Below are 25,954 nucleotides of genomic sequence, written 5' to 3' on the forward strand. Positions count from 1 at the left end.
TTCCATGAGCATTCTCCAGGCACAGCAACTCGACATCGGCTACGGCGATACCCGTATCGTGCAGGCGCTGTCGTTCAGTCCGCCGCCGGGCAAGGTCACGGCATTGATCGGCCCCAATGGCTGCGGCAAGTCCACCTTGCTCAAGGCGTTCGCCAGGATTCTCACCCCGCAGTCAGGCACGCTAAGCCTTGACGGTCAGGCCTACGCGCAGCTTTCGCCACGGGAGCTGGCGCGCAAGATTGCCTTTCTGCCGCAAGTGTTGCCGATTCCCGAAGGCGTCAGCGTGCGGCAACTCGTGGCCTACGGGCGCAGCCCCCATAACAGCCTGTGGGGACGTTTGAGCGGTGCCGACCGCAGCAGTGTCGATCAGGCCCTGCAGCGCATGGAGCTGGAAGCACTGGCCGAGCGCCCTTTATCCGATCTGTCGGGCGGGCAGCGCCAGCGAGCCTGGCTGGCGATGGTCCTGGCGCAGGATGCCGCCATCGTTCTGCTGGATGAGCCGACCACCTATCTGGACATCAGCCATCAGGTCGAGCTGCTGGACCTGATGCGCCAGCTCAGCGCAGAGGGCAAGACGGTTATCACCGTGTTGCACGACATCAACCAGGCCTGCCGTTATGCCGACCATCTGGCGGTGATGCAGGCGGGACGTCTGGTAGCCAGCGGAACGCCCGATGAAGTACTGGATGCCGAACTGGTGAGCCGGGTTTTCGATGTGCAGGTGCAGATCATGCGTGAACCGGTGGCAGGCACGCCGATGTGCATTGTCGAACGCAGCACCCGCTGCACCAGTTAGAAGCGCGGCAAGCGCTTCTGCACCTTCGGGCTGCATGCCTTGAAGGGCCTTGAGCCCGGGAACCGGCAGCCCGTCACAAGTTGTCTTTGTGGTCAGTTTTTTGCATTGGCTGGAGGCATACCCCGCTTAGTCGGTCATGCCAACAAGATTGCAAGGAGCTAGACCCGATGCACCTCACCAACCCACGTCGTCCTCTGAAAAAACTGCTGTGTGCCATGGCTGCCGTTGTCGGCCTGGGTTCCAGTCTGCTCGCTTCGGCTGCCGATCCTCTGAAAGTCGGCTTCGTCTACATCGGCCCCATCGGCGACCATGGCTGGACTTATCAACACGAGCAGGGCCGCAAGGCGATGGTCGCGGCGCTGGGCGACAAGGTCAGCAGCAGTTACGTCGAGAACGTGCCGGAAGGTGCGGATGCCGAGCGCGTGATTCGCAATATGGCCAAGGGTGGCTTCGACCTGATTTTCAGCACCTCTTTCGGTTACATGAACCCGACGCTGAAAGTCGCCAAGCAGTTCCCGAAGGTGAAGTTCGAGCACGCCACCGGCTACAAGCAGGACAAGAACATGGGCACTTATCTGGCCCGCACGTATGAAGGTCGTTATGTCGGCGGCTTCCTGGCGGCGAAGATGACCAAGACCAAGAAGATCGGTTATGTCGCCTCGTTCCCGATTCCTGAAGTCCTGCGCGATATCGACGCCATCCAGCTGGCACTGAACAAGTACAACCCCGGCACTGAAATCAAGGTGGTCTGGGTCAACTCCTGGTTCGATCCGGGCAAGGAAGCCGACGCCGCCAACGCGCTGATCGATCAGGGCGTGGACGTGGTGTTCCAGCACACCGACAGCCCGGCCCCGATCCAGACGGCCGAGCGCCGTGGTGTCTACGCGGTTGGCTATGCTTCGGACATGGCGCACTTCGGGCCGAAGGCGGTCCTGACCTCCATCGTCAACAACTGGGGCCCGCATTACATCCAGGCCACCGAAGGCGTGATTGCCGGCACCTGGAAACCGCAGGATTACTGGGGCGGCCTGAAGGAAGGCACGGTTGAGCTGCCGATCAGCGATATCGTCCCGGCTGACGTGAAAGCCGAAGCGCAGAAGATCATCGCCAGCATCGAGAGCGGTGAATTCCATCCGTTCACCGGCCCGATCAAGGACCAGACCGGCGCAGTGAAGATCCCGGAAGGCAAGGTCGCCACCAATGCCGAGCTGGCCTCGATGAACTACTACGTTGAAGGGATCAAGGCAGAACTGCCGAAGTAAGCTGCTCGTTCGCGAGCAGGCCGTTGTACGCCCGCCTGCTCGCGCCTCTCAGGCAACACAACGAACACTCAGGAATGGTTCATGAACCCGCTTCCCATCATCGACATCGCCCCGCTCTACACACCTGACGAACAGGCCTGGCAGGCGGTTGCCAGCCAGATCGATCAGGCCTGCCGCGAGTGGGGCTTTTTCTACATCAAGGGCCACCCGATCACGGCCCAGCGCATCGAACAGGTGCTGAGCACCGGCAAGCAACTCTTTGCTCTGCCTCAGGCTGAGAAACTCAGGATAGACATCACCCAAAGCTCGCATCATCGCGGCTATGGTGCCATTGCCACCGAGCAACTGGACCCGAACCTGCCCAGCGACCTCAAGGAAACCTTCGACATGGGCCTGCACATGGATGCCGGCCATCCCGATGTGCTGGCTGGCAAACCCTTGCGCGGACCGAATCGCCACCCCGACATACCGGGCTGGGAAAGCCTGATGGAGCAGCATTATCTGGATATGCAGGCCCTGGCCCAGACGCTGCTGCGGGCCATGACCCTGGCCCTGGGTATCGAACCTGACTTTTTCGATCAGCGTTTCAAGGACCCGGTCAGCGTCTTTCGCATGATCCATTACCCGCCACGCCATACCGCAACCTCCACCGAACAGCAAGGTGCCGGAGCCCATACCGATTACGGCTGCATCACGCTGCTGTATCAAGATGCGGCCGGCGGGCTACAGGTACGTGATGTTCGCGGCCAGTGGATCGATGCGCCGCCGCTTGAGGGCACGTTCGTGGTCAATATCGGCGACATGATGGCGCGCTGGAGCAACGACCGTTATGTGTCTACGCCGCACCGGGTCATCAGCCCGCTGGGCGTCGATCGCTACTCCATGCCCTTCTTCGCGGAACCGCATCCGGACACCCGTATCGAATGCCTCCCTGGCTGCCAGAGCGAAAGCAATCCGGCACGCTATCCTGTCACCACCTGCGCGGAGTTTCTGCTGTCACGCTTTGCCGACACCTATGCGTATCGACGCGAGCAGGAGGCCATTACCTGAACTGACGGTCAGGTTTTACCCTGCCGGAGCGCTGCATCTGTAGAATGCCGCCATCTGCACCTGATGAGAAAAGAACATGTACGACTGGTTGAACGCCCTGCCCAAGGCAGAATTGCACCTGCATCTGGAAGGCTCCCTGGAGCCTGAGTTGCTGTTTGCGCTGGCCGAGCGCAACAAAATCGCACTGCCCTGGAACGACGTCGAGGCCTTGCGCGGGGCTTATGCCTTCAACAATCTGCAAGAGTTTCTGGACCTCTACTATCAGGGCGCGGACGTGCTGCGCACCGAGCAGGATTTCTACGACCTGACCTGGGCTTACCTGCAACGCTGCAAGGCGCAGAACGTCATCCATACCGAACCCTTCTTCGACCCACAGACCCACACCGACCGGGGCATCCCGTTTGAAGTGGTTTTGGCGGGCATCACCGGAGCCCTCAAGGACGGCCAGTCGCAACTGGGCGTCAGCAGCGGCCTGATCCTGAGTTTCCTGCGCCACCTGAGCGAAGAAGAAGCCGAGAAAACCCTGGATCAGGCGCTGCCGTTCCGTGATGCATTCGTGGCCGTGGGCCTGGACAGCTCGGAAATGGGCCACCCGCCCAGCAAGTTCCAGCGGGTGTTCGACCGTGCTCGCAACGAAGGCTTCCTGACCGTGGCCCATGCCGGTGAAGAAGGTCCACCCGAGTACATCTGGGAGGCACTGGATCTGTTGAAGATCCAGCGTATCGATCATGGCGTGCGTGCCATCGAAGACGAGCGCCTGATGCAGCGGATCATCGATGAACAGATTCCGCTGACCGTCTGCCCGTTGTCCAACACCAAGCTGTGCGTGTTCGACCATATGTCCCAACACAACATTCTCGACATGCTGGAGCGTGGCGTGAAGGTCACCGTGAACTCCGATGACCCGGCCTACTTCGGCGGTTATGTCACCGAAAACTTCCACGCGCTGCACACCCATCTGGGCATGACTCAGGATCAGGCAAAACGTCTGGCGCAAAACAGTCTGGATGCGCGTCTGGTCAAGCCGTAATCAACAGCATCGCGGGCAGGCGCACAAGGCGCTGCCCGCCATTGCGCAGCATCAGGCCGCCGAGGCTATCTTGCCGATTTCACGCTGCCCGTTGGACGAAACCTGCAAGGTGCTGGACTCCTCGGTAGTGCGCAGCCAGCCCATCTGAATGAACAACTGCAAAAGCCCTGCACCCAGCGCGCCGCCAAGATGCGGACTTCGCTCGCTCCAGTCCGGGCAGACACAGACCGTCTCCCGTTGTCGCAATGCCAGCGCCGGGACGTAAATGCCTCGCTCGGCGAACTTGGCCATTCCCTTGCTGGTCACCTCGACCCGCTGCTCCATCTGCTCGATCCAGCCGGCACCCAGCAAGCGCTGGTAAAGCTCGGCGGCCATTTCCCCTCCCAGGTGATCGGAACAGATGCGTGCGCGACGTATGGGCAACGGCGGCATGGGTTGCGCCACATTGCGGCTGATCTGGTCGGCACTCACCATCGAGGCATTGGCCAGCGCTTCCACGGCGGCCCCGATTTCAGGCGCTGCCAACCGGAAGAAACGTGTGCGCCCACGTGCCTCCTGTTTCAACAGTCCGCCACTGGCCAGTCGCGCCAGATGCGCACCTGCCGAAGACGTCGAGAGCCCCGCCATTAATGCCAACTCGTTGGCAGGACGAGCGGTACCATCCATCAATGCCCAAATCATTGCGCTACGCTTGGGGTCGGCCAGCAGTGTCGCAATCTGACTGATGCAAGGTGCATATTCCATGTATTCACTCCCTGTTGAAACATTCGTCTATAGCGATGGCATATTGATAACAATCCCGCTCCCGTAAAGTTGAAACGTGGATCCAACCTGAAATGACAAGTATAAACTCTATGTCCTGCAACCCGATCAGGTAAAAGTTACATCAACCCGATCAATACCAGACATATTTGTAACGCAATGCCCGAAGTTTGCAGGACCTTCCTGAAGATGAAAACCCTAATATTTCCGTGTAGACGTCGCAACTCAAAGCCTTCCGTTCCATGGCCTCCAGAGCACATCGCAAAAAAACGCAAGCCCTTGGTGCCAAGGCACCGGAAACACTCCATCGCAGTCGTTTGCAACGCCTGTCCTTATGTTGGCACTTTGAAATTGAAAACTGTATTTACCTCTTATATTTTCCGAAGTATCCGTCAGTCTTTTCCTAAAATTCTTTAGTCATCCAAACAACTAACGACTTGCAAGTGCAGCATGTCGCGCACATCGGGCACGAAGCATTTCGAGCAACAGATTTACCGGTTTGTTCAGTTGTACTCGATGAGCACATAACAGATTCAGCGGCACGGCTTCGCCGCGCAAATGTGGCATCAATACTTTAAGGCGTCCGGCATGGACATCGGCGGCGATATCCAGCCATGAGCGGTACGCCACTCCCGCCCCCGCCAAGGCCCAGCGGCGCACAACGTCACCATCGGGGCTGAAGCGGTTGCCGCCCACCGTCAGGCTCACTTCCCGCTTGCCATCGTGAAAGGTCCAGTGATCGTGAATCCGGTCACCGAGCATGAGCAACAGGCAATTATGCTGCGCCAGCTCGCCCACCTGCTGCGGTTCGCCATGGCGGGCCAGATAGTCGGGAGCCGCGCACAGCACCCGCCGATTGTCAGGTGCCACAGGTCGTGCCACCAGGCTCGAATCCCCAGGTTCGCCATAACGCAGGGCCACATCCACAGGTTGGCGAAACAGATCGTCGACCCGGTCGCCCACCAGCAGGCGTACGGACAATTGCGGGTGTTGCTGCTGAAACTCGTCGAGCCAGGGCAGCAGGACATTGCGACCGAAATCCGAAGGTGCCGAGAGTTGCAGGACGCCATTGCAGCTTTCCTGATTACTGGCCAGCAGGCGTCGACCGTCTTCCAGACTGCCAAGGGCTGCACGGGCATATTCCAGAAAACCTTCACCGTCGGCGGTCAGGCGCAAACTGCGGGTGGAGCGTGCCAGCAGGCGCACGCCAAGCTGCTGCTCGATGCGCTTGAGTGCCGCACTGGCCACTGCCGCCGACATGTCCATGCTGCGTGCCGCCGCAGACAGACTGCCCAGATCAGCCGCTCGCACAAACAACTGCAAATCATCGAAACGCAGCATTCCAGCCCCGGATTATCAAAATAATATTGAAAGAGAGTGCCGTTTTAGCGGGTTTTATCTTTAATGGAAATGACGAATCATCTGTTCATCCACTTTCCCGACTCAAGGAGCCTTGCATGAAAGCCATCGCCTATTACCAGTCACTGCCCATCAGCGACCTCAATGCGCTACAGGACATCGAGCTGCCAGAGCCGGTTGCGGGTGCTCGCGATGTATTGGTGGAGGTCAAAGCGATTTCCGTGAACCCCGTGGACACCAAGGTTCGGCAAAACGTCCAGCCCGAAGCCGGAGCCGCCAAGGTTCTGGGTTGGGATGTGGCGGGCGTGGTGAAAGCGGTCGGCAGCGAAGTGACGCTGTTCCAGCCAGGCGACAAGGTGTTCTACGCCGGCTCGCTGACCCGGACCGGTGCCAACAGCGAATTGCATGTGGTGGATGAGCGGATCGTCGGGCACATGCCCAAGTCCCTGAGTTTTGCCCACGCGGCGGCTCTGCCCCTGACGGCGATTACTGCCTGGGAATTACTGTTCGAACGTTTGCAGATCGCAGAGGGCCAGGCTGATAAAGAGCAGAGCCTGTTGATCGTCGGCGCAGCGGGCGGTGTCGGCTCGATCCTGACGCAACTGGCTCGCCAACTGACTTCGCTGAAAGTCATCGGTACTGCATCTCGCCCGCAAACCACAAGCTGGGTGCGCGACCTGGGCGCTCATGACGTGATTGATCACAGCAAACCGCTGAGTGAAGAACTCAAGCGCATCGGCCAGAATCAGGTGACTCACGTTGCGAGCCTGACTCAGACCGACCTGCACCTGGACCAACTGGTGGAATCGCTACAGCCTCAGGGCAAGCTGGCACTGATCGATGACCCCAAGGCGCTGGATGTTTCCAAGCTCAAGCGCAAGAGCCTGTCGTTGCACTGGGAGTTCATGTACACCCGCTCGATGTTCGAGACGCCCGACATGATCGAACAGCACAACCTGCTCAACCGGGTCGCCGAACTGATCGACGCCGGAACCCTGAAAACCACCTTTGGCGAACACTTCGGCACCATCAACGCCGAAAACCTGCGCCGCGCCCATGAGTTACTGGAAAGCGGCAAGGCCAAGGGCAAGATCGTGCTTGAGGGGTTCTGATAAGCAAGATGCAGGAGTAATGCCGTTCATTTGTGGGAGGCAGCTTGCTGGCGACTTCAGACGCAAAATATCTGCCGGTTTTCAGGCCTTTTCGCCAGCAAGCTGCCTCCAACAAGTTTTGCTCAGGCCTTAACTGATCGGTTCCTGCCTGGATGCATCCCGGCGAGCCTGCAGGCGGCGGGTATACAGCGCAACCACCGTTGCAAGCACACCGCACAGGCTGATCACGAGCGCCATGGGCGTTGCCGTGCCGTCATGCAGCACACCCACCAGACTCGCCGCGCCCGCCGCGACACTGAACTGCAAACAACCCAACAACGCCGAAGCACTGCCTGCCCTTGCCCATTGGCCATTCATTGCGCAAGCCGAAGCATTGGGGATGATGCAACCCAGGCTGGCAATGCAGATGAACAGCGGGACCAGCAACGGCCAGAGCTGTTCGGTGCGCAGGCTGGCAATGCCCAGCAGTGTCAGGGCTGCCGCCAGATAGACCCAGATGGTACGCAGCAACAGGAAAGCCGGGCTGCGCTTGCGCAACAGACGTGCATTGACCTGAGCTACCAGAATGAACGCCGCCGCATTCATGCCGAACAGCCAGCCGTAATGCTCGGCTGGGACGCCATACAACTTGATGAACACGAAAGGCGAACCGGCGATGTAGGAGAACATCCCGGCCATGACAATGCCGCCGGTCAGGGCATGCCCGATGAAGACGTGGTCCTTGAGCAGATTACCGTACTGCTTCAATGCACCGCTCAGCGGCTGACGCGGCACACCGGCCGGCATGCTTTCCGGCAACCCCATCGCCACGGCCGCAAGGCACAGCGCACTGAAGATCGTCAGGCACAGGAAAATCGATTGCCAGCCAGCGACATTGACCAGCACGCCCCCCAGCATCGGTGCCAGAATCGGCGCAAGCCCCATGACCAGCATCAACTGCGAGAAGACCTTGGCCGACTCCACGGCATTGCATTTGTCACTGACAATGGCCCGCGCCAGCACCATACCGGCACAACCACCGAGGGCCTGAACGAAACGCGCTCCGATCAGCCAGTCCAGGCTCGGCGCGAAGGTGCAGGCCAGCGAAGCCAGCGTGAAGAGCGTGACACCGACCAGCAACGGAATCCGCCGACCAAAACGGTCTGCCACAGGTCCATAGGCCAGTTGCCCGATGGACAGGCCCAGGAAATAGGCTGCCAGGGTCAACTGCACGTGCTTTTCGTCGGTTCCGAAATACGCCGCCATGGCGGGGAAACCGGGTAGATAGAAGTCGATGGCCAGCGGGCCAAAGGCGCTCAAGGCACCAAGAATGAGGATGGTCTTGAAATTCATTGAGGGTCCAGACGTGTGCAAGGCAGCTGGTTAGTCTAACCGGCTTGCCTTGCCCATAACGCCGGACAGGGAAAAATTAATTCAGGACTTTTCAGCCATCAGGCTGTGCCTGATACCCCTCTTCGCCGATCAATTCGATGAGCCGCTCTGTGGATAACGCACTTTGCACACGCACTTGCGAACTGGCCAGGTCGACCTGTACCTCGGCGGACGGATCATCGTTCTTGATGGCTTGAGTCACTGCACGGACACAATGCCCGCACGTCATGCCTTGTACCTTCAATAGCTGCATGCCGATGCTCCTTGAGTGATGGATGACACGCATCTTCAACCTTGTCATGGTGGCAAGGTCAAGTTTCTGTTTTTCCTGCCGGGCTGGTATTAGTTGCAGGCCTGAGCCAAGCTTCGTCATCGACGTCTACAGCAGGAGTATCAGCCATGCGCTGGTCAGTATTGAGCCTCTTCGGCATTCTCGGTCTCTTGGCCGCTTCCCCCAGCGTTCAGGCCGCTCAGGACTACGGCATCCTGATCATTTCCCGAGAGCGCCTGGAAGTCGCAACTTCCTGCGAAATCGGCATTTATATCCAGGACCAGCTGGCTGGCCGCCTGTTCCAGGAAGACTCCGTATCCTTCAACCTGCCACCGGGCGACGTTTCGGTGCGCCTGCGCAGGCTGCCAGGCAACGTGGTCGGCTGCGCAGCCGGAATGGAGGCCCAGAGCAGCACCAAGATCAAACTGCGCGCCGGAGACATCCTCAAATACCGCATCGCCACCGACCTGAATGGCATGTACCTGAAGAAAGCCGACCTGAACTATTGATTCGCACTTGACCTTGCCCATGTGGCAAGGTTGACCCTTGTAGGCATCAAGCCTTCAGGGAGTGAAAAGATGCAAGAACCCACCACCTTCGACCTGCCGATCACCGGCATGACTTGCGCAAGCTGCGCAGGTCGGGTCGAGCGTGCCCTGGCCAAAGTGCCCGGGGTCACCAGCGTCACAGTCAACCTGGCCAGTGAACGCGCCCATGTACAGACCGGGAACGGAACCGACCCGCAGACGTTGATCGACGCCGTGAGCCAGGCAGGCTATGGCGCGACACTGCTGCAGAACGAGCAGGCCGATTCCGCCAGCAGGATCCGCCAACTGAACCGCGAACGCTGGGCCCTGGTACTGGCGCTGGTCCTGGCCTTGCCGCTGGTCATGCCGATGTTGCTGAGCCCTTTTGGCGTGCACTGGATGTTGCCCGCCTGGGTTCAGGTTGCACTGGCCACCCCGGTGCAATTCATCCTCGGCGCACGCTTTTACGTCGCCGCCTGGAAAGCCTTGCGGGCAGGCGCTGGCAATATGGACCTGCTGGTTGCCATCGGCACCAGTGCCGGATACGGCCTGAGCCTCTATCAATGGATCAGCGCAGCGCCCGGCAAGACGCCGCACCTGTATTTCGAGGCCTCGGCCGTGGTCATCGCGCTGGTGCTGCTGGGCAAATACCTGGAGAGCCGTGCCAAGCGTCAGACTGCCAGCGCCATCCGCGCTCTGGAAGCATTGCGACCGGAACGCGCCCTGCAAGTGATTGACAGCCAGGAGCACGATGTCGCCATCAGCGCCTTGCGCCTCGATGATCTGGTGCTGGTCAAACCCGGTGAGCGCTTCCCGGTGGATGGGCAGGTCGTGGAAGGCCGCAGTCATGCCGATGAAGCCCTGATCAGTGGCGAGAGCCTGCCGGTGGCCAAACAGCCCGGCGACAACGTCACCGGCGGCGCCATCAACGGCGAAGGCCGGTTGCTGATCAGGACCACGGCCCTGGGCACCCAGACGGTACTGGCGCGCATCATCAAACTGGTCGAGGACGCTCAGGCGGGCAAGGCGCCGATCCAGAGACTGGTGGATAAAGTCAGCCAGGTGTTCGTGCCTGCGGTGCTGGTCATCGCGTTTTTTACCCTGACAGGCTGGATGCTGGCCGGAGCATCGCTGGAAGTCGCCTTGATCAATGCTGTCGCCGTGCTGGTCATCGCCTGCCCTTGCGCCCTTGGCCTGGCAACGCCCGCCGCGATCATGGCCGGAACGGGCGTGGCGGCGCGCTACGGCATTCTGATCAAGGACGCCGAAGCACTGGAGCGCGCCCATGAAGTGGACGTCGTGGTGTTCGACAAAACCGGCACACTGACCTGCGGCACACCACGCATTACCAACATGATTGCCGTGAAAGGCAACGAAGAACAGTTACTGGAACGGGCGGGCGCCCTGCAACGCGGGAGTGAGCATCCGCTGGCCAAGGCGGTGCTGGATGTGTGTCGCGAATGGCAACTGAAGCTGGACAACACCGAACACAGCCAGGCACTCACCGGGCGCGGCATCGCCGGTGACGTCGAAGGACATCAACTGGCCTTGGGTAACCGGCGTCTGCTGGAAGAAAACAACTTGCAGATGGGCGAACTGGCCGAGTCCGCCAGAACCTGGGAAGCCGAAGGCAGAACCCTGTCCTGGCTGATCGAACTGGGCCCTCAACCGGTGGTGCTGGGCATGTTCGCGTTTGGCGACACCCTCAAGCCCGGCGCGGAACAGGCCATGCAGCAACTGGGCGCACGAGATATCAGTTGCCACTTGCTCACCGGCGACAACCCCGGCAGCGCCAGAGCGGTCGCTGATGCCCTGGGTATCCGCAATGTACACGCCGAAGTGATGCCCGACGAAAAAGCCTCGATCGTTGAAGTCCTGAAAAGGAATCATGTGGTGGCCATGGTCGGTGACGGCATCAACGATGCACCTGCCCTGGCGGCTGCCGATATCGGTATCGCCATGGGCGGCGGCACCGATGTGGCGATGCATGCCGCCGGGATCACCCTGATGCGCGGCGATCCGCGCCTGGTGCCCGCAGCACTGGAGATCAGCCGCAAGACCTACGCCAAGATCCGCCAGAACCTGTTCTGGGCCTTTGTCTACAACCTGATCGGTATTCCGCTGGCAGCCCTGGGTTATCTCAATCCGGTGCTGGCAGGAGCCGCCATGGCCTTGTCCAGTGTCAGCGTGGTGAGCAATGCCCTGCTGTTGAAAACCTGGAAGCCGGATGACGTGGGAGACGCGCAATGAACATCGGCCAGGCAGCCAGTAAAAGCGGCTTGAGCGCCAAGATGATTCGTTATTACGAGTCTATCGGCCTGTTGCGGCCTGCCAGTCGCAGCGACAGCGGCTACCGCCTGTACAGCGCTGACGACCTGCACACTCTGGCGTTCATCAAACGCTCCCGGGATCTGGGGTTTTCACTGGAGGAAGTCGGCAAGCTGCTGACCCTCTGGCAGGACCGTCAGCGTGCAAGTAGCGATGTGAAGGCGCTGGCTCATCAACACATCGCCGACCTGAATCAGAAGATCGAAGAGCTGGCGAGCCTGCGCGATACCTTGCAGGAGCTGGTGGAACACTGCCACGGCGACGACCGCCCCGATTGCCCGATCCTCAAGGACCTGGCGTCGGGTGGTGGTTGTAGCTGAACATACGCCCCTTCGCGAATGAATTCGCTCCCACACAGCAGGAGCGAAATCAAACTACTGCATCCAAGGCGGTGGCGGTTCTTCGTTGGGTTTGCCCGGGGGGGCATCGTCGGCGGCACGGGCAGCCTGACGACGGGCTTCATCCAGACGCGCCGCTTCGATCTCGCGCAGCACACCTCTGACGTCAGCCGCTTCCTCATCATCCTCGAACTGGCCTGTGAGCACCGTAGACGGTGACAGCGTACCGGCCTCGTAATACGACCACATTTCCTTGGCGTAACGAGTGGCCTTGAGCTCAGGCGCAAAGCGGCCGAAGTAGGAAGCCATGTTGCCCACATCCCGCTCCAGCATACTGAAGGCGTGGTTGTTGCCAGCCGCATCCACCGCCTGAGGCAAGTCGATGATCACCGGCCCGCTTGGCCCCAGCAGCACGTTGAACTCGGACAGGTCACCATGCACCAGACCGGCACACAGCATCAGCACGATCTGCTCGATCAGGAATGCGTGGTATTCCCGCGCCTGATCCGGCTCCAGCACCACATCGTTCAGACGTGGCGCTGCATCGCCGTACTCGTCGGCAACCAGCTCCATGAGCAGCACGCCTTCCAGAAAGTCGAAAGGCTTGGGAACCCTGACGCCAGCACTGGCCAGACGGAACAAGGCTGCCACTTCGGCGTTCTGCCATGCGTCTTCGGTTTCCTTGCGACCGAACTTGGAACCTTTGGCCATGGCCCGGGCCTGTCGGCTGTTGCGTACCTTGCGGCCTTCCTGATACTCGGCCGCCTGACGGAAACTGCGTTTGTTCGCCTCCTTGTAAACCTTGGCACACCGCAGCTCCTTGCCACAGCGCACCACATAAACAGCTGCCTCTTTCCCACTCATGAGAGGGCGCAGCACCTCGTCGACCAGACCGTCTTCGATCAGGGGTTCAATGCGTTTAGGAGTTTTCATCAGCTTTTATTGTGGGTCCTTTGTTGCCAGATACGCGATTGTTGCCGTTATACGGCAATCCTCCGCCAGCGAGTAGGGGTAATGGCCGTCGGGATTGAATAGTTTTCGTGGAAAACGGCCTCAACTCCTTGATTCAAGCACCTTTCGTGCCGCATGAGCGGTGAAAGATATTACGAATTCAAAAACTCTTTCTGTAGGAAAAAGCAGCAATCAGCCGCGCTTTCATGCCGAAATCTACTTGAACAGTTCCCCCGGCGTGTAACCGAACAGCCCCTTGAAAGCCGCAATGAAGGCTGAAGTGGAGTCATAACCACATGCCAGGGCAGCGTTGGTCACGCTGTCACCCTCCTCCAGCGCGCTGAGCGATGACAGTAACCTCGCACGCTGACGCCAGCCTCGAAAGCTCAGGCCGGTTTCCCGCTGAAACAGGCGCATCAGGGTTTTCTCCGACATCCCGAGACGTGCAGCCCAGTCATGCAGCGTGATCACCCTGGCAGGGTTTTCAATCAGCTCATTGCACAAGCCCAGTAACCTGGGGTGCCGGGGCAACGGCAGGGAAAATCCCACCTCCGGCAGTTGCGACAACTGATCCAGCAGCACCTGCACCAGACGCGCCTCAGGGCTGTCATCTTCCGGGTAAGCCACGGGCAGCAGGCAGAAAGTCTTTATCAGCTCCCGGGCCAGCGGGGTCACTTCCAGCACCCGGCAACGCTCCGGTGCCCAACCGGAATCCTGGGTTCGCACATACAGGCTGCGCATCTCGGCCTGCATGGACGTCACCACCTGATGCTCCAGCCCCGCTGGAACCCACACCCCCCACTGCGGCGGCGCGAAGAAACTGCCCTCAGCGGTATGTACGCCCAGCACGCCACTGATGGCGTAGGAAAACTGCACCCAGTCATGGCGATGAGGCGGCGTCCAGGACCCGGCGCTCAGGCTTTCGGCACGGGCATAAAGCGGACGCGGCAAATCCTGCAAGACCGGTATGTGCCGCTCGCCCGTAGGAGGATGTGACGTGTTTTGTCCGTTACTCGGCATCTAATGGCCTTATGTCGCAAGACGGCTACAAGACAACAGAGTAGCCTGCGGACATTCACTTTTACAAAGAATGCACGAGCCTCTTATGCAAGCACTCAAACACCTCAAGCGCGTCGTGACCGACTGGTTCCTCTGTGGAATGGTCCTGGCGACGGTTCTGGCCTATTTCTTCCCGCACTTCGGCGCCACAGGCGGCGGCATGCATGCCGAATACGTCATCAATATCGGCGTGTTCGTGGTGTTCTTCCTGCATGGCGTCAATCTGTCCAGCGAGCAGATCAGGAACGGCCTCAAGAACTGGCGCCTGCACATCATGATCCAGGCTTTCACCTTTGTGGTGTTCCCGGTTCTCTGGCTGATCAGCAACAAGCTGTTGAGCGCCTATGTCCCTGCCCTGTTGATGCTGGGTTTCTTCTACCTGTGCGCACTGCCCTCCACCATTTCTTCGTCGGTTGCCCTGACCGGCAGCGCCAAAGGCAACGTGCCTGCGGCGATTCTCAACGCCAGCCTGTCCAGCGTACTGGGGATTTTCATCACCCCATGGCTGGTCAGCCTGGTGGTGGGCACAGGTGCGGGCGGGATCGACCTGGGTTCGACCTTGCTGGACCTGTGCGGCATGTTGTTGCTGCCACTGGTTCTCGGCCAATTGATTCGCCCGCTGGCAGGCAAGTTCTTTGCCCGGCACAAGAAGTACACCAACCTGATCGACAAGATTGTGATCCTGTTGCTGGTCTATGCGGCGTTCTGCAACTCGATGATTTCAGGCATGTGGCAAGCCCAGGGCAGCAGCGTGATTCTGACCGCCTTTATCGGCACCGCCGTGCTGTTGGCCGTGATCCTGTTCATGACGACCCGCACCGCACGCGCCCTTGAGTTCGATCATGGCGACCGCGTTGCAGCCGTGTTCTGCGCCACCAAGAAATCCCTGGCCGCCGGAGCGCCCATGGCAGCCCTGATCTTCGGCGCCAACCCGGGCCTGGGCCTGATCCTGCTGCCGATCATGATCTACCACCCCATGCAGTTGATCGTCTGCTCGGTCATGGCCGAAAACTACGCCAACCGCCACAACCAGCAACTGTCCGCCGCAGCCTTGGAAGAAGCACGAGCCGCCTGACCAGAAAACAAAAACGCGGTGCCAGCCCAAAGCCAACACCGCGTTTCACTTGAAGCTTAAAGCTTGTGGCTTACCGCTTGAAGCTCACGCCTTCTCGCCCGCCGTCTGCTCCGCCAACGCCACCGCCCGGAACATCGCACGCCGCTTGTTGATGGTCTCCTCCCACTCAAGGGCTGGCACCGAGTCGGCAACGATACCGCCGCCCGCCTGCACATGCAGTTCGCCGTTTTTGATGACCGCGGTACGAATGGCAATCGCGGTGTCCATATTGCCGTTCCAGGCCATGTACCCCACCGCACCGCCGTAGACGCCACGCTTGACGGGCTCCAGCTCGTCGATGATTTCCATGGCTCGGATTTTCGGCGCACCGGACAACGTGCCTGCCGGCAGGATGGCGCGCAGGGCGTCCATGGCCGTCAGCCCGCTTTTCAGTTGGCCAGTGACGTTGGAAACGATGTGCATCACATTGGAATAACGCTCGATGACCATCTTCTCGGTCAGCTTGACCGAACCGATTTCCGAGACGCGCCCCGTGTCGTTACGGCCCAGATCGATAAGCATCAGGTGCTCGGCGATTTCCTTGTCGTCGGACAGCAGGTCTTCTTCCAGGGCACGGTCGGCCTCTTCGGTGGCACCACGCGGACGTGTACCGGCAATCGGGCGAACGGTGACCAGATTGTCCTCGACCCGCACCAGCACTTCCGGCGAACTGCCGACCACATGGAAGTCGCCGAAGTTGAAGAAGTACATGTAAGGCGTCGGGTTGAAGCAGCGCAACGCCCGATACAGGTCGATAGGCGCGGCCTTGAAGTCGATGGACATGCGCTGCGACGGCACGACCTGCATCACATCCCCGGCGAGGATGTATTGCTTGATGGTGTCGACAGCCTTTTCGTAATCGTTCTGGGTGAAGCTGGAACGGAACACAGGCTCTGCAGCTGGCGGTCTGTCCAGCTCCAGGCCACGGCGTGGCGTGATGGGCTGACGGAGTTTTTCCATCAGTTCATCAAGGCGCGCACGTCCGTTTTCATAAGCGTCCTGCTGGGCCGGATCGATCAATACAATGGCGTGCATCTTGCCCGCCAGGTTATCGAATACCACGACCGCATCGGAAACCATCAGCAGGATATCCGGCACACCCAGCGGGTCCGGATTAGGGCAGTTGGCCAGACGCTTTTCGACATAACGCACACAGTCATAGCCGAAGTAACCCACCAGACCACCGTTGAAGCGTGGCAGACCGGCAATGGTCGGGACGTTGTAACGCGCCTTGAACTCTTCGACGAAGGCCAGCGGGTCTTCGACGTCGTGGCTTTCGATTTCAACGCCGTCATGGGTCACGCTGACATGGTGACCATGGACGCGCATCACGGTGCTGCACGGCAAGCCGATGATCGAGTAACGACCCCACTTCTCGCCGCCCTGTACCGACTCCAGCAGGTAGGAGTTCGGCTGGTCGGCCAGTTTCAGGTAGATCGACAGCGGCGTGTCGAAGTCAGCCAGGGTTTCGTGGGCAAGCGGGATGCGGTTATAGCCAGCAGCAGCCAAACGCAGGAATTCTTCACGGTTCATGAGCAGCCTCGTGGTTTGAGGGTAAAACGGTCAGGTAGGCAAACGTGCCGCGCAGGCGGCCGGGATCAAGTCAGGCGCGCCAACGCCAACGGGCCAGGGCCTTGATGACTTTCATCCAGAGTTTGCGAGTGACCACCACGATGGAATCTCTAAGGGAGGGACGTTGAATATCGGGCAACAGTATCTCAGCGTCCTGATCCAGGCAACCGGGAATCAGCTTGCGCAGATCATCGATCACCAGCGCCGGGGATTCTTCAGCGATGGGCCTGCCATGGTTGTAGCCATAGGTCAGCCCTACACAGGCCACGCCAGCCGCCTTGGCCGCCTGCACATCAGAGCGTGAGTCCCCGACGAACAGTGATTGGGAGGCAGGAATACCGGTCATTTTCATGACAAAGAACAGGGCTGCCGGATCCGGCTTTTTCTGCGGCATGGTGTCGCCACCGATGATCCAGCGAAAGAAACGTCCCAGTTTCATTTCATCCAGCAGCGGAGCGACGAAGCGCTCCGGCTTGTTGGTGATGAGGGCCATTTCGACGCCCATCTTCTGCAACCATTTCAGGGTTTCACGAACGCCGGGGTAGACCACGGTGAACTCATGCTTTTCGGCATAAGCCTGCATGAAGATTTCCAGCGCCTGCTCGGCCAGGGCGTCATCGACGCCGCTGTGGTCAATGTCATTGGCCAGCGCACGACGCACCAGTACCGGTGCGCCATTGCCGATCCATTGCCGAACCGACTCAAGACCGGCCGGCGGGCGACCGAGTTCGAGCAGCATCTTGTCGACGGCCACGGCCAGATCAGGCCCGGAATCCACGAGGGTTCCGTCCAGATCGAACATGATCAGCCTGGGCAAATTGCCCGCAAACAACTGCTCGAAGCCGCTCATGCGCGGGCTGACGCCAGTTCGTTGCGCATTTTATCGATTACTTCTTTGTAGTCGGGGGCATTGAAGATAGCCGAGCCGGCAACAAAAGTATCGGCACCTGCAGCCGCGATTTCACGGATGTTGGCGACGTTGACGCCACCATCGATTTCCAGACGGATGTCACGCCCCGACGCATCGATCAAGGCCCGCGCTTCGCGCAGCTTGTTCAGCGTACCGGGAATGAACTTCTGACCGCCGAAACCCGGGTTGACGCTCATGAGCAGGATCATGTCGACCTTGTCCATGACGTATTCCAGCAGGTTCAGGGGCGTCGCCGGGTTGAACACCAGACCTGCCTTGCAACCGCCTTCGCGGATCAGTTGCAGCGAACGGTCGATGTGCTGAGTGGCTTCAGGGTGGAAGGTGATGTAGGTGGCACCGGCTTCGATGAAATCGCCGATGATGCGATCCACCGGGCTGACCATCAGGTGCACGTCGATGGGCGCAGTGACGCCATACTTGCGCAACGCGCTGCACACCATCGGACCGATGGTCAGGTTCGGGACATAGTGATTGTCCATGACATCGAAGTGAACGAAGTCGGCACCCGCGGCCAGTACAGAGTCGACGTCCTCACCCAGACGGGCGAAGTCAGCGGAAAGGATCGATGGGGCAATAACGAAGGGCTGCATGGCGCACCTGTTTGAGCTGAATCACGGTGGCGCGCATTGTAAGCGCAGAAGCAGCGAGGAGAAAGCGACAAGCTTCAAGCTGTAAGTCGCAAGCTCCAAGCTCCAAGCTTTTGACTTGAAGCTTAAAGCTTGAAGCTTGCCGCTCCCACCTATTCCCCCGTCGTCCTCAACTTCTCGCTGCGCCCGCGCAGCCACTCCAGCACCAGCAGCAACGCCACCGAGAAGGCGATCAGCAAGGTCGCGGCGGCGGCGATGGTCGGGCTGAGGTTTTCGCGGATGCCGCTGAACATCTGGCGCGGCAGGGTCGCTTGCTCAGGGCCGGCGAGGAACAGGGTGACGACCACTTCATCGAACGAGGTCGCGAAGGCGAACAGCGCACCGGAGATGACGCCGGGCGCGATCAATGGCAGGGTTACCCGACGGAACGCCGTCAGTGGCGAAGCGCCCAAGTTGGCGGCGGCGCGCACCAGGTTGTGGTTGAAGCCCTGCAAGGTGGCCGACACGGTGATGATCACGAACGGCACACCCAGCACCGCATGCACCAGGATCAGCGAGGTGTAGCTGTTGCCCAGTCCCAGCGGCGCGAAGAACAGGTAGCTGGCAACGCCCACGATCACCATCGGCACGACCATCGGCGAGATCACCAGCGCCATGACCAGCGGCTTGCCGGGGAAGTCGCCACGGGTCAGGCCGATGGCGGCCAGTGTGCCGAAGACCATCGCCAGCAGCGTGGAAGCGGGTGCGACGATCATGCTGTTTTTCAGGGAGCGCATCCACTCGGCAGAAGCGAAGAAGTCCTGATACCACTGCAATGAAAAGCCTTGCAGCGGGTAGACCAGAAAGCTGCCCGAGTTGAACGACAGTGGCACGATGACCAGCACCGGCAGCACCAGAAACAGCAGCACCAGCGCGCAGATGATGCGCAGTGCGTAATACCAGATGCGCTCGATGGGCGACGAATACGAATTCAGCATGATGATTCCCCTCAGCTCAAGCGCAGGCGGCTGGCGCCGACCAACCAGCTATAGATCAGATACAGCACGATGGTTGCCAACAGCAGCAGGCCGCCCAGCGCTGTCGCCATGCCCCAATTGATGCTGGTGTTGGTGTAGAAGGCCACGAAATAGCTGACCATCTGGTCGTTCGGGCTGCCCAGCAAGGCCGGGGTGATGTAGTAGCCGATGGACAGGATGAAGACCAGCAGGCAGCCTGCACCGATCCCGGCGTAGGTCTGCGGGAAGTACACGCGCCAGAAGCTGGTGAACGGATGGCAGCCCAGGGAAATGGCGGCACGCATGTAAGTCGGCGAGATGTTTTTCATCACGCTGTAGATCGGCAGGATCATGAACGGCAGCATGATATGCACCATCGAGATGTAGACGCCGACCCGGTTGAAGACCAGCTCGATAGGCTTGTCGATGATACCCATGGCGATCAGCGCGCCGTTGATCAGGCCACTCGATTGCAGCAGCACGATCCAGGCCGCGACCCGCACCAGAATCGAGGTCCAGAACGGCAGCAGAACCAGAATCATCAGCAGGTTGCTCTGACGAGCAGGCAGGCTGGCCAGCAGATACGCCAAGGGATACGCCAGCACCAGGCAGATGGAGGTGATGACCAGGCCCATCCAGAATGTGCGAGTGAAGATATCCAGGTAAATGGCCTGGTCAGGAGTCGCAGCGGCCACTTCACCGACATCGTCGATGCGATGGTCAACAGCGGCCAGCAGGTAATAAGGGGTGACACTACTGGTATTGCGGCGAATCGCCTGCCAATAGGCAGGATCGCCCCAACGCTCGTCCAGCGCTTCCAGTGCATCTTTATAAGAGGCAGGCTCGGTCTTGAAGGGCAAAGCACGAGCGGTCTTGCTCAGCAGGCTGCGATAGCCGGCCAGTTCCATGTTCAGACGCTTGGACAGATCGCCCAGGGTCGAATTCTTGCGGGTTTCAGCCAGATCCAGGCTCAGTGCCTTGTAAGTCGACTCGGGCGGAAGCCCTTTACCGTCCCATTTCCCGACTTCAATCACGGTACTCGGCAGTGCTGAAACGACTTCCGGGTTGCTGACGCTCTTGTAGAGCAGCGCAGCGATGGGCACCAGAAAGACCAGCAGCAGAAAGATGACCAACGGAGCGATCAGAGCCTGTGCTTTCCAGCGGTTGACCCGCTCGGCGCGAGCCAGGCGTTGCTTCAGGTTGGGGCTGGCGCCTTCAGTCAGGGGCACGGCGGTGGCCATATCGAACTCCGAAATCTACTAACGAGGGGAGCGTTTCCTGAACCGGAAACGCTCCTGGATCTAACTCAGGTTGACGCGATTACTTGGCTGCCCAAGCGGTGAAGCGCTGCTCCAGCGACTCGCCGTTGTCAGTCCAGAACGTCACGTCCATCTGCACCTGATCCTTGATGTTTTCAGGAGTGGTCGGCATGTTCTGCAGGGTTTCCTTGTCCAGCAAAGCGACCGCCTGGGTGTTGGCCGGGCCGTAGGCGATGTTCTGCGAGTATGTCTTCTGCTGCTCCGGGCTCAGGATGTAAGCGATGAACTTCTTCGCCGCTTCAACGTTTTTCGAGCCCTTTGGAATGGCCCATGCGTCGAAGTCATACACGCCGCCGGTCCAGACCACTTTCAGGTTGCTTTCTTTCTGCACGGCAGCGATACGGCCGTTGTAGGCCGAGCTCATGACCACGTCGCCTGAAGCGAGGTACTGAGGCGGCTGAGCGCCTGCTTCCCACCATTGAATGTTTGGCTTGAGCTCATCGAGCTTCTTGAAGGCACGGTCCTGACCGTCCTTGCTGGCCAGCACCTTGTAGACGTCTTTCGGCGCGACGCCGTCGGCCATCAGGGCGAATTCCAGGGTGTATTTGGCGCCTTTGCGCAGGCCGCGCTTGCCCGGGAATTTCTTGGTGTCCCAGAAATCGACCCAACTGGTCGGAGCGGTGCTGACCTTGTCGGCGTTGTAAGCCAACACGGTGGACCATACGAAGAAGCCGGCGCCGCAAGTGGTCAGCGCGCCCGGTACGAAGTTCTCGGCCTTGCCGAACAGCGCAGGGTCCAGCTCTTCGAACATGTCTTCGTCGCAACCACGGGACAGTTCCGGCGATTCGACTTCTACCAGATCCCAGGAAACGCTCTTGGTGTCGACCATGGTCTTGATCTTGGCCATTTCACCGTTGTACTCGCCAGCGATGATCTTGCCGTTGCCTGCTTTCTCCCAAGGGGCATAGAAAGCCTTTTCCTGAGCGGCCTTGTTGGCGCCGCCGAAAGAGATAACGGTCAGATCAGCGGCCATGGCTTGGGACGCGCACATCATGCCCAACGTGATAGCGGTGAACTTCAATGATTTCAGCATTTATTCTTTTCTCCACGAGCAGTGTTGGTAAGCGATTGGGACGGGCGATCGTTCGCCTCTGTTGTTGCTTTTATCGATAGATCAATGCACTTGCTGCAAGGGATCGAGCGCGCGAGCGTGCTCGACTTGCCATCCAAGGGGCACGACATCGCCAACGCTCAAGGCCGCATCCAGTTCGGCGATAGGCTGCTTGACGAAAAAGTCGGTCTTGCCTGCCACTTCCAGACGCACACGAACGTGGTCGCCCAGATAGATGAACTCGGCAACACGGCCCGAGAAACGGTTTACACAACTTTCGCTACGGCCATTGAGGCTGATGCGTTCCGGACGGATAGAGAGGGTGACCGGCTCGCCGGTCTGGCCGACATTGATTGCCAGTGCCTCGACCTTCTCTCCCCGTTCCAGCTCGACGACGCAGCGGTCGCCGTTCTGGCTGACCAGGCGCCCGTTGAGACGGTTGTTCTCGCCAATGAAGTTGGCGACGAAGGTATTGCTGGGTTCTTCATAAAGGGTACGCGGCGGTGCGATCTGCTGGATTTCGCCCTGATGGAAAACCGCAACCCGGTCGGACATGGTCAGGGCTTCGCCCTGGTCGTGGGTCACGTAGACCACGGTCACGCCCAGACGCTGGTGCAGGTGCTTGATTTCCATCTGCATGTGTTCGCGCAATTGCTTGTCGAGTGCGCCGAGAGGCTCGTCCATCAGCACCAGTTGCGGCTCGAAAACCAGCGCACGGGCCAGGGCCACACGCTGCTGCTGACCACCGGACAACTGCGCCGGGTAGCGATGCGCGAAGGCATCCAGTTGAACCATGCCCAGTGCGCGCTTGACCTTGTCGCCGATCTCGCTCTTGCTCATGCCGCGCACCGAAAGCGGGAACGCCAGGTTCTCGGCGACCGTCATGTGCGGGAACAGTGCGTAGTTCTGGAACACCATGCCAATGTCGCGCTTGTGGGGCGGCACGTTGTTGATGGCGCGGCCACCCAGCAGGATTTCGCCCGCGGTCGGCGTCTCGAAACCGGCCAGCATCATCAGACTGGTGGTCTTGCCGGAGCCCGATGGCCCGAGCAGGGTGAGGAATTCGCCTTTGCGAATATCCAGGTTCAGGTCTTTGACGATGAGTGCTTCGCCGTCGTAGCTTTTCTGCACACCACGAAAGCTGACCAGAACATCATTTGCCCCAGCGCTTGAATCGACGTAGCTCATTACCCACACCTTTGTTTTGTCTGCGTGGGATCAAGACTAGAACAGCGCACATACCGCGCAAATCGGGGGCCAGGAGAGATTTGCCTAAGCAGGCTGGAAGAGTCAGTGTAGGGATTGCCCTACACGGATGGCGGGATTGGATAAGTGGCAATTCAGCACTTTTGTACACAGAAAACCCTGTAGGACCGAATTCATTCGGGAAAGCGCCCCACCTGACACTACAGTGCAGCCTTCTTTCGCGAATGAATTCGCTCCTACTTGTCGTTTTCAGGATCAGAGCAGCTTGTGCTCCATAGCATATTTCACAAGGTCCGCCAGGGAGTGCAGGTTCATCTTCTGCATCAGGCGCGCCTTGTGGGTGCTGATGGTCTTGCTGCTCAAGGCAAGTTGCTGAGCAATGTCATTGACGTTGGCGCCCTGAGCCAGACGCTCGAACACCGAAAATTCGCGCTCCGACAACAGCGAATGCAGCGGGCGACTGTCGGTCAGGCCGACCTCGAAAACCATGCGGTCAGCCAGATCCGGATCGATATAACGCCCTCCTGCCGCCACCCGACGAATGGCTGTCAGCAGCAAGGCAGGATCGCTGTCCTTGGTTGCATATCCCGCCGCGCCGATCTTCAGGGCGCGGGCAGCCATTTGCGCTTCGTCGTGCATCGACAGCACCAGGATCACCGGCGGGTTATTCAACGCCCGGATCCTGGGAATCGCCTCAAGCCCGTTGACGCCAGGCATGGAGATATCCAGCAACACCACTTCGCAGGGCACATGCCGCAGGGTTTCGAGCAACTGCTCGCCATTACTGGCCTCGCCCACGACGAGCAGATCCTTCGCCAGGCCGATAAGCTGCTTGATGCCCTCACGCACGATGGTGTGGTCTTCAGCGACCAGTACACGAATCAATGTTCTCGCTCCTGCCCAACAGGGTCCAACGGGATATAAGCGCGCAAGGTTGTGCCTTCACCGACCTCGCTGTCCAGTTCCAGTCTGCCACCCAGCATCAGGACACGCTCGCGCATCCCCACCAGACCGAACGAGACAGGCTTTTGCGATTGCATCACAAAACCCTGGCCGTCGTCGGCAATGGTCATGCACATCACATCGCCGTCCAGCGTCAGGCTGACTTCAACCGTGTGCGCCTGAGCGTGACGCATGACGTTGGTCAGCGCCTCCTGAAGAATGCGAAACATGCCAGTGGCCCTGGCATCGCTGAGCGGCGGCAGGTTGTCCGGCACCTGCACCAGACACGGAATCTGCGTGCGAGCCTCGAATCGCCGCGCCTGCCACTCGATGGCCGAAGCAATGCCTGCATCGAGAATAGGCGGTCGCAGGGCCGTGGCGACGTCGCGAACCAACTGGAAGAGCTGAGCGATCAGACGCTTCATGCTGTTCAGCCGCTCGCTCAGGCCTGGGTCAAGGTCGGCATAGGCCAGCTCGCACATGGAGGTTTCCAGCTTCAGCACCGTCAGCATCTGGCCCAGTTCGTCGTGTACTTCACGAGCAATGCGGGCCTTTTCCTCTTCACGCACGCTTTCCAGATGCGCCGACAACTCGCGCAACTGGTCGTGGGCGCGACGTCGTTCACTGACGTCACTGAGGAACACCACCAGATACTCTGCCTCGCGAAAGCGCAGAAAACTCAGGGATACGCCCGCAGGCAACACACTGCCATCGGCGCGGATGCAATTGGTCTCGAACACTTGCGGGCTGTCTTCCATGGAGCGGGCGTTCTTCCACAGGTTCAGCCAGCGGTCCATGTGCAGGCCGGGCTCGAAATCGATCAGCGGCCGGTCCACCACTGCGCCCGACGCATAACCGAGCATGGATTCTGCCGCATGATTGGCATAGCGCACCCGGCTGTCCCAGTTGACCCAGAGAATGCCCACCGTGCTCTGATCGATGGAGAACTGCGCGAGGCGAAGCCCTTCCTCACCTTCCACGCGGCGGGCAATGTCTTCCCGCGCATCGACCAGCTCCTGCTCCAGTGCCTGCTGCTGACGGCGCTGCCAGACCAAAATCGCGAAGCAGGCCAGCAACATCACCAGCAACAAGAGACAGAGGTTCTGCCACAGCCCGGGCGACTCGCTGAAACGCGACGACTTGAGCGGCATCCAGCGTGTATGCAGTTGATCCAGCTCCTTGGCGGGAATCACATGCAAGGCTTCACTGACGATGGCAGCCAGTTGTGGCGTGTCCCGGCGTGTCGCCACCCGCAGCAGTTGCGGCAGACCGATATCGCCCACCACGGCCAGCCCGGCAAACTCCGGCTCGCGGAACAGACGACTGAGTTGCGCCTCGTCCACCACGGCGTAGCGCGCCTGCTGACTCAACAGCAGTTGAAGGGCCTGACGTTCGAGGGGCACGCCTTGCAGGTTCAGATGAGGGTAATTGCTGCGCAGGTAATCGGCTGTCGAACTCGGCATGCGCACGGCTACGCGCGAGCGCTCATCGACTTTCTCCAGATCCACTGCCGAGCTGCCATCGCGCTCCCCGATCACCAGTTGCGAAACCCGCAGGTAAGGATCGGAAAACATCCAGGTGCGCAGCCCGGAAGGGGTTTGCATCAGGCCGGGTGCAAGGTCTACCTGCCCCGCCGCCGCAGCCTTTTCCAGTGCGGCCTGATCGGGAAAGTTGCGCCACAGCAACTCCACTCGCAGAGCCGCCGCCAGCGCATTCATCAAGTCGACGTTGGCACCGGAAAGCTGCTGCAGACGCTGATCGAACTGTGCATAAGGCGCGTGCATCACCAGACCGACCCGCAACGGACCATGCTGGTCCAGCCAGGTGCGCTGCTCCTGGCTGAGCAATGCCTGCGCAACAGGCTCTGATTCACCAGCCCATGCATCCGGCACCCGAGCCATCAAGAGCAGGGCCAGCCAGCCGATAAAACCAATGCGCAGAAGAGCACTCATGTCGTTCTCTTGTGTTTTCGTTTGGCGGCCATGCACCGTCCCGGGACCTGACAAATACCGATCAACGCA

Annotated in this window: 24 protein-coding genes; 9 read left to right on the plus strand and 15 right to left on the minus strand. The window is 59.8% G+C overall.

Translation table 11 applies throughout. From position 1 onward, the window contains the following. The first annotated feature begins 4 nt into the window (after positions 1 to 4). The 4 genes from fecE (at position 5) to K5D32_RS15985 (ending at position 4,138) form a co-directional block, all read left to right on the plus strand. On the plus strand, positions 5 to 796 hold the full coding sequence (gene fecE, locus K5D32_RS15970) for a Fe(3+) dicitrate ABC transporter ATP-binding protein FecE (protein WP_095068353.1): 792 nt from the start codon (positions 5 to 7) through the stop codon (positions 794 to 796). Positions 797 to 963: 167 nt separating this feature from the next. Beyond that, positions 964 to 2,058 (plus strand): BMP family ABC transporter substrate-binding protein, encoded by a 1,095-nt coding sequence (locus K5D32_RS15975; protein WP_198724479.1) that lies wholly within the window; start codon positions 964 to 966, stop codon positions 2,056 to 2,058. A gap of 81 nt (positions 2,059 to 2,139) precedes the next feature. Next, on the plus strand, positions 2,140 to 3,108 hold the full coding sequence (locus K5D32_RS15980) for a 2-oxoglutarate and iron-dependent oxygenase domain-containing protein (RefSeq protein WP_221600990.1): 969 nt from the start codon (positions 2,140 to 2,142) through the stop codon (positions 3,106 to 3,108). A gap of 76 nt (positions 3,109 to 3,184) precedes the next feature. After that, complete coding sequence (locus tag K5D32_RS15985; RefSeq protein ID WP_221577869.1) at positions 3,185 to 4,138, plus strand: adenosine deaminase; 954 nt, start codon at positions 3,185 to 3,187, stop codon at positions 4,136 to 4,138. Between the two features lie 51 nt (positions 4,139 to 4,189). Here K5D32_RS15985 and K5D32_RS15990 read toward each other — a convergent pair whose 3' ends face one another. Then, positions 4,190 to 4,882, minus strand: a complete 693-nt coding sequence (locus K5D32_RS15990) for a helix-turn-helix transcriptional regulator (RefSeq protein ID WP_221577870.1) — start codon at positions 4,880 to 4,882, stop codon at positions 4,190 to 4,192. A gap of 447 nt (positions 4,883 to 5,329) precedes the next feature. Further along, complete coding sequence (locus K5D32_RS15995) at positions 5,330 to 6,241, minus strand: LysR family transcriptional regulator (protein WP_221577871.1); 912 nt, start codon at positions 6,239 to 6,241, stop codon at positions 5,330 to 5,332. 116 nt (positions 6,242 to 6,357) lie between these two features. On the opposite strand from K5D32_RS15995, the gene K5D32_RS16000 reads away from it, so the two are divergent. After that, on the plus strand, positions 6,358 to 7,371 hold the full coding sequence (locus K5D32_RS16000; RefSeq protein ID WP_221577872.1) for a zinc-binding alcohol dehydrogenase family protein: 1,014 nt from the start codon (positions 6,358 to 6,360) through the stop codon (positions 7,369 to 7,371). Positions 7,372 to 7,500: 129 nt separating this feature from the next. Here K5D32_RS16000 and K5D32_RS16005 read toward each other — a convergent pair whose 3' ends face one another. Next, positions 7,501 to 8,703 (minus strand): multidrug effflux MFS transporter, encoded by a 1,203-nt coding sequence (locus K5D32_RS16005; RefSeq protein ID WP_221577873.1) that lies wholly within the window; start codon positions 8,701 to 8,703, stop codon positions 7,501 to 7,503. A gap of 91 nt (positions 8,704 to 8,794) precedes the next feature. Further along, complete coding sequence (locus K5D32_RS16010; RefSeq protein WP_221577874.1) at positions 8,795 to 8,995, minus strand: heavy-metal-associated domain-containing protein; 201 nt, start codon at positions 8,993 to 8,995, stop codon at positions 8,795 to 8,797. A 146-nt stretch (positions 8,996 to 9,141) separates the two neighbouring features. Between K5D32_RS16010 and K5D32_RS16015 the strand changes: the two genes are divergently transcribed. The 3 genes from K5D32_RS16015 to cueR all read left to right on the plus strand — a co-directional run bounded on the left by K5D32_RS16015 (position 9,142) and on the right by cueR (position 12,188). Next, complete coding sequence (locus tag K5D32_RS16015; protein ID WP_200994974.1) at positions 9,142 to 9,522, plus strand: hypothetical protein; 381 nt, start codon at positions 9,142 to 9,144, stop codon at positions 9,520 to 9,522. A gap of 69 nt (positions 9,523 to 9,591) precedes the next feature. Beyond that, complete coding sequence (locus tag K5D32_RS16020; protein ID WP_221600992.1) at positions 9,592 to 11,790, plus strand: cation-translocating P-type ATPase; 2,199 nt, start codon at positions 9,592 to 9,594, stop codon at positions 11,788 to 11,790. Continuing rightward, positions 11,787 to 12,188, plus strand: a complete 402-nt coding sequence (gene cueR, locus K5D32_RS16025) for a Cu(I)-responsive transcriptional regulator (protein WP_221577877.1) — start codon at positions 11,787 to 11,789, stop codon at positions 12,186 to 12,188. The genes K5D32_RS16020 and cueR overlap by 4 nt, the downstream gene beginning before the upstream one ends. 54 nt (positions 12,189 to 12,242) lie before the next feature. Here cueR and K5D32_RS16030 read toward each other — a convergent pair whose 3' ends face one another. Then, entirely contained in the window at positions 12,243 to 13,139 is an 897-nt protein-coding gene (locus tag K5D32_RS16030) for a PA4780 family RIO1-like protein kinase (protein WP_221577878.1), read from the minus strand. Between the two features lie 234 nt (positions 13,140 to 13,373). After that, positions 13,374 to 14,177: a helix-turn-helix transcriptional regulator gene (locus K5D32_RS16035; protein ID WP_221600994.1), complete on the minus strand. Its 804-nt coding sequence runs from the start codon at positions 14,175 to 14,177 to the stop codon at positions 13,374 to 13,376. 85 nt (positions 14,178 to 14,262) lie between these two features. Between K5D32_RS16035 and K5D32_RS16040 the strand changes: the two genes are divergently transcribed. Further along, positions 14,263 to 15,291, plus strand: coding sequence for a bile acid:sodium symporter family protein (locus K5D32_RS16040; RefSeq protein ID WP_221600996.1), 1,029 nt, complete (start codon positions 14,263 to 14,265; stop codon positions 15,289 to 15,291). A gap of 84 nt (positions 15,292 to 15,375) precedes the next feature. On the opposite strand, the gene trpE is transcribed toward K5D32_RS16040, so the two are convergent. The 9 genes from trpE to K5D32_RS16085 form a co-directional block, all read right to left on the minus strand. Continuing rightward, on the minus strand, positions 15,376 to 16,863 hold the full coding sequence (gene trpE, locus K5D32_RS16045; protein ID WP_221600998.1) for an anthranilate synthase component I: 1,488 nt from the start codon (positions 16,861 to 16,863) through the stop codon (positions 15,376 to 15,378). Positions 16,864 to 16,933: 70 nt separating this feature from the next. Then, on the minus strand, positions 16,934 to 17,752 hold the full coding sequence (locus K5D32_RS16050) for a phosphoglycolate phosphatase (protein WP_221577882.1): 819 nt from the start codon (positions 17,750 to 17,752) through the stop codon (positions 16,934 to 16,936). Beyond that, positions 17,749 to 18,423 carry a ribulose-phosphate 3-epimerase gene (gene rpe, locus K5D32_RS16055; RefSeq protein ID WP_221601000.1) on the minus strand — a complete coding sequence of 225 codons (675 nt, stop codon included), beginning with the start codon at positions 18,421 to 18,423 and terminating at the stop codon, positions 17,749 to 17,751. The genes K5D32_RS16050 and rpe overlap by 4 nt, the downstream gene beginning before the upstream one ends. Positions 18,424 to 18,572: 149 nt before the next feature. Then, positions 18,573 to 19,397: an ABC transporter permease gene (locus K5D32_RS16060; protein ID WP_221601002.1), complete on the minus strand. Its 825-nt coding sequence runs from the start codon at positions 19,395 to 19,397 to the stop codon at positions 18,573 to 18,575. An 11-nt stretch (positions 19,398 to 19,408) separates the two neighbouring features. Continuing rightward, positions 19,409 to 20,656: an ABC transporter permease gene (locus tag K5D32_RS16065; protein ID WP_221593933.1), complete on the minus strand. Its 1,248-nt coding sequence runs from the start codon at positions 20,654 to 20,656 to the stop codon at positions 19,409 to 19,411. 79 nt (positions 20,657 to 20,735) lie between these two features. Then, positions 20,736 to 21,767 carry a polyamine ABC transporter substrate-binding protein gene (locus K5D32_RS16070; RefSeq protein WP_095068342.1) on the minus strand — a complete coding sequence of 344 codons (1,032 nt, stop codon included), beginning with the start codon at positions 21,765 to 21,767 and terminating at the stop codon, positions 20,736 to 20,738. Positions 21,768 to 21,848: 81 nt separating this feature from the next. Then, positions 21,849 to 22,973, minus strand: a complete 1,125-nt coding sequence (locus tag K5D32_RS16075) for an ABC transporter ATP-binding protein (RefSeq protein ID WP_221577886.1) — start codon at positions 22,971 to 22,973, stop codon at positions 21,849 to 21,851. Between the two features lie 273 nt (positions 22,974 to 23,246). Further along, positions 23,247 to 23,876, minus strand: coding sequence for a response regulator transcription factor (locus K5D32_RS16080; protein WP_198724448.1), 630 nt, complete (start codon positions 23,874 to 23,876; stop codon positions 23,247 to 23,249). Further along, on the minus strand, positions 23,873 to 25,885 hold the full coding sequence (locus tag K5D32_RS16085; RefSeq protein ID WP_221601004.1) for a histidine kinase: 2,013 nt from the start codon (positions 25,883 to 25,885) through the stop codon (positions 23,873 to 23,875). The genes K5D32_RS16080 and K5D32_RS16085 overlap by 4 nt, the downstream gene beginning before the upstream one ends. Between the last annotated feature and the right edge of the window lie 69 nt (positions 25,886 to 25,954).

The organism is Pseudomonas cichorii, assembly GCF_019719005.1.
In the GTDB taxonomy this organism is placed as follows: domain Bacteria; phylum Pseudomonadota; class Gammaproteobacteria; order Pseudomonadales; family Pseudomonadaceae; genus Aquipseudomonas; species Aquipseudomonas cichorii_E.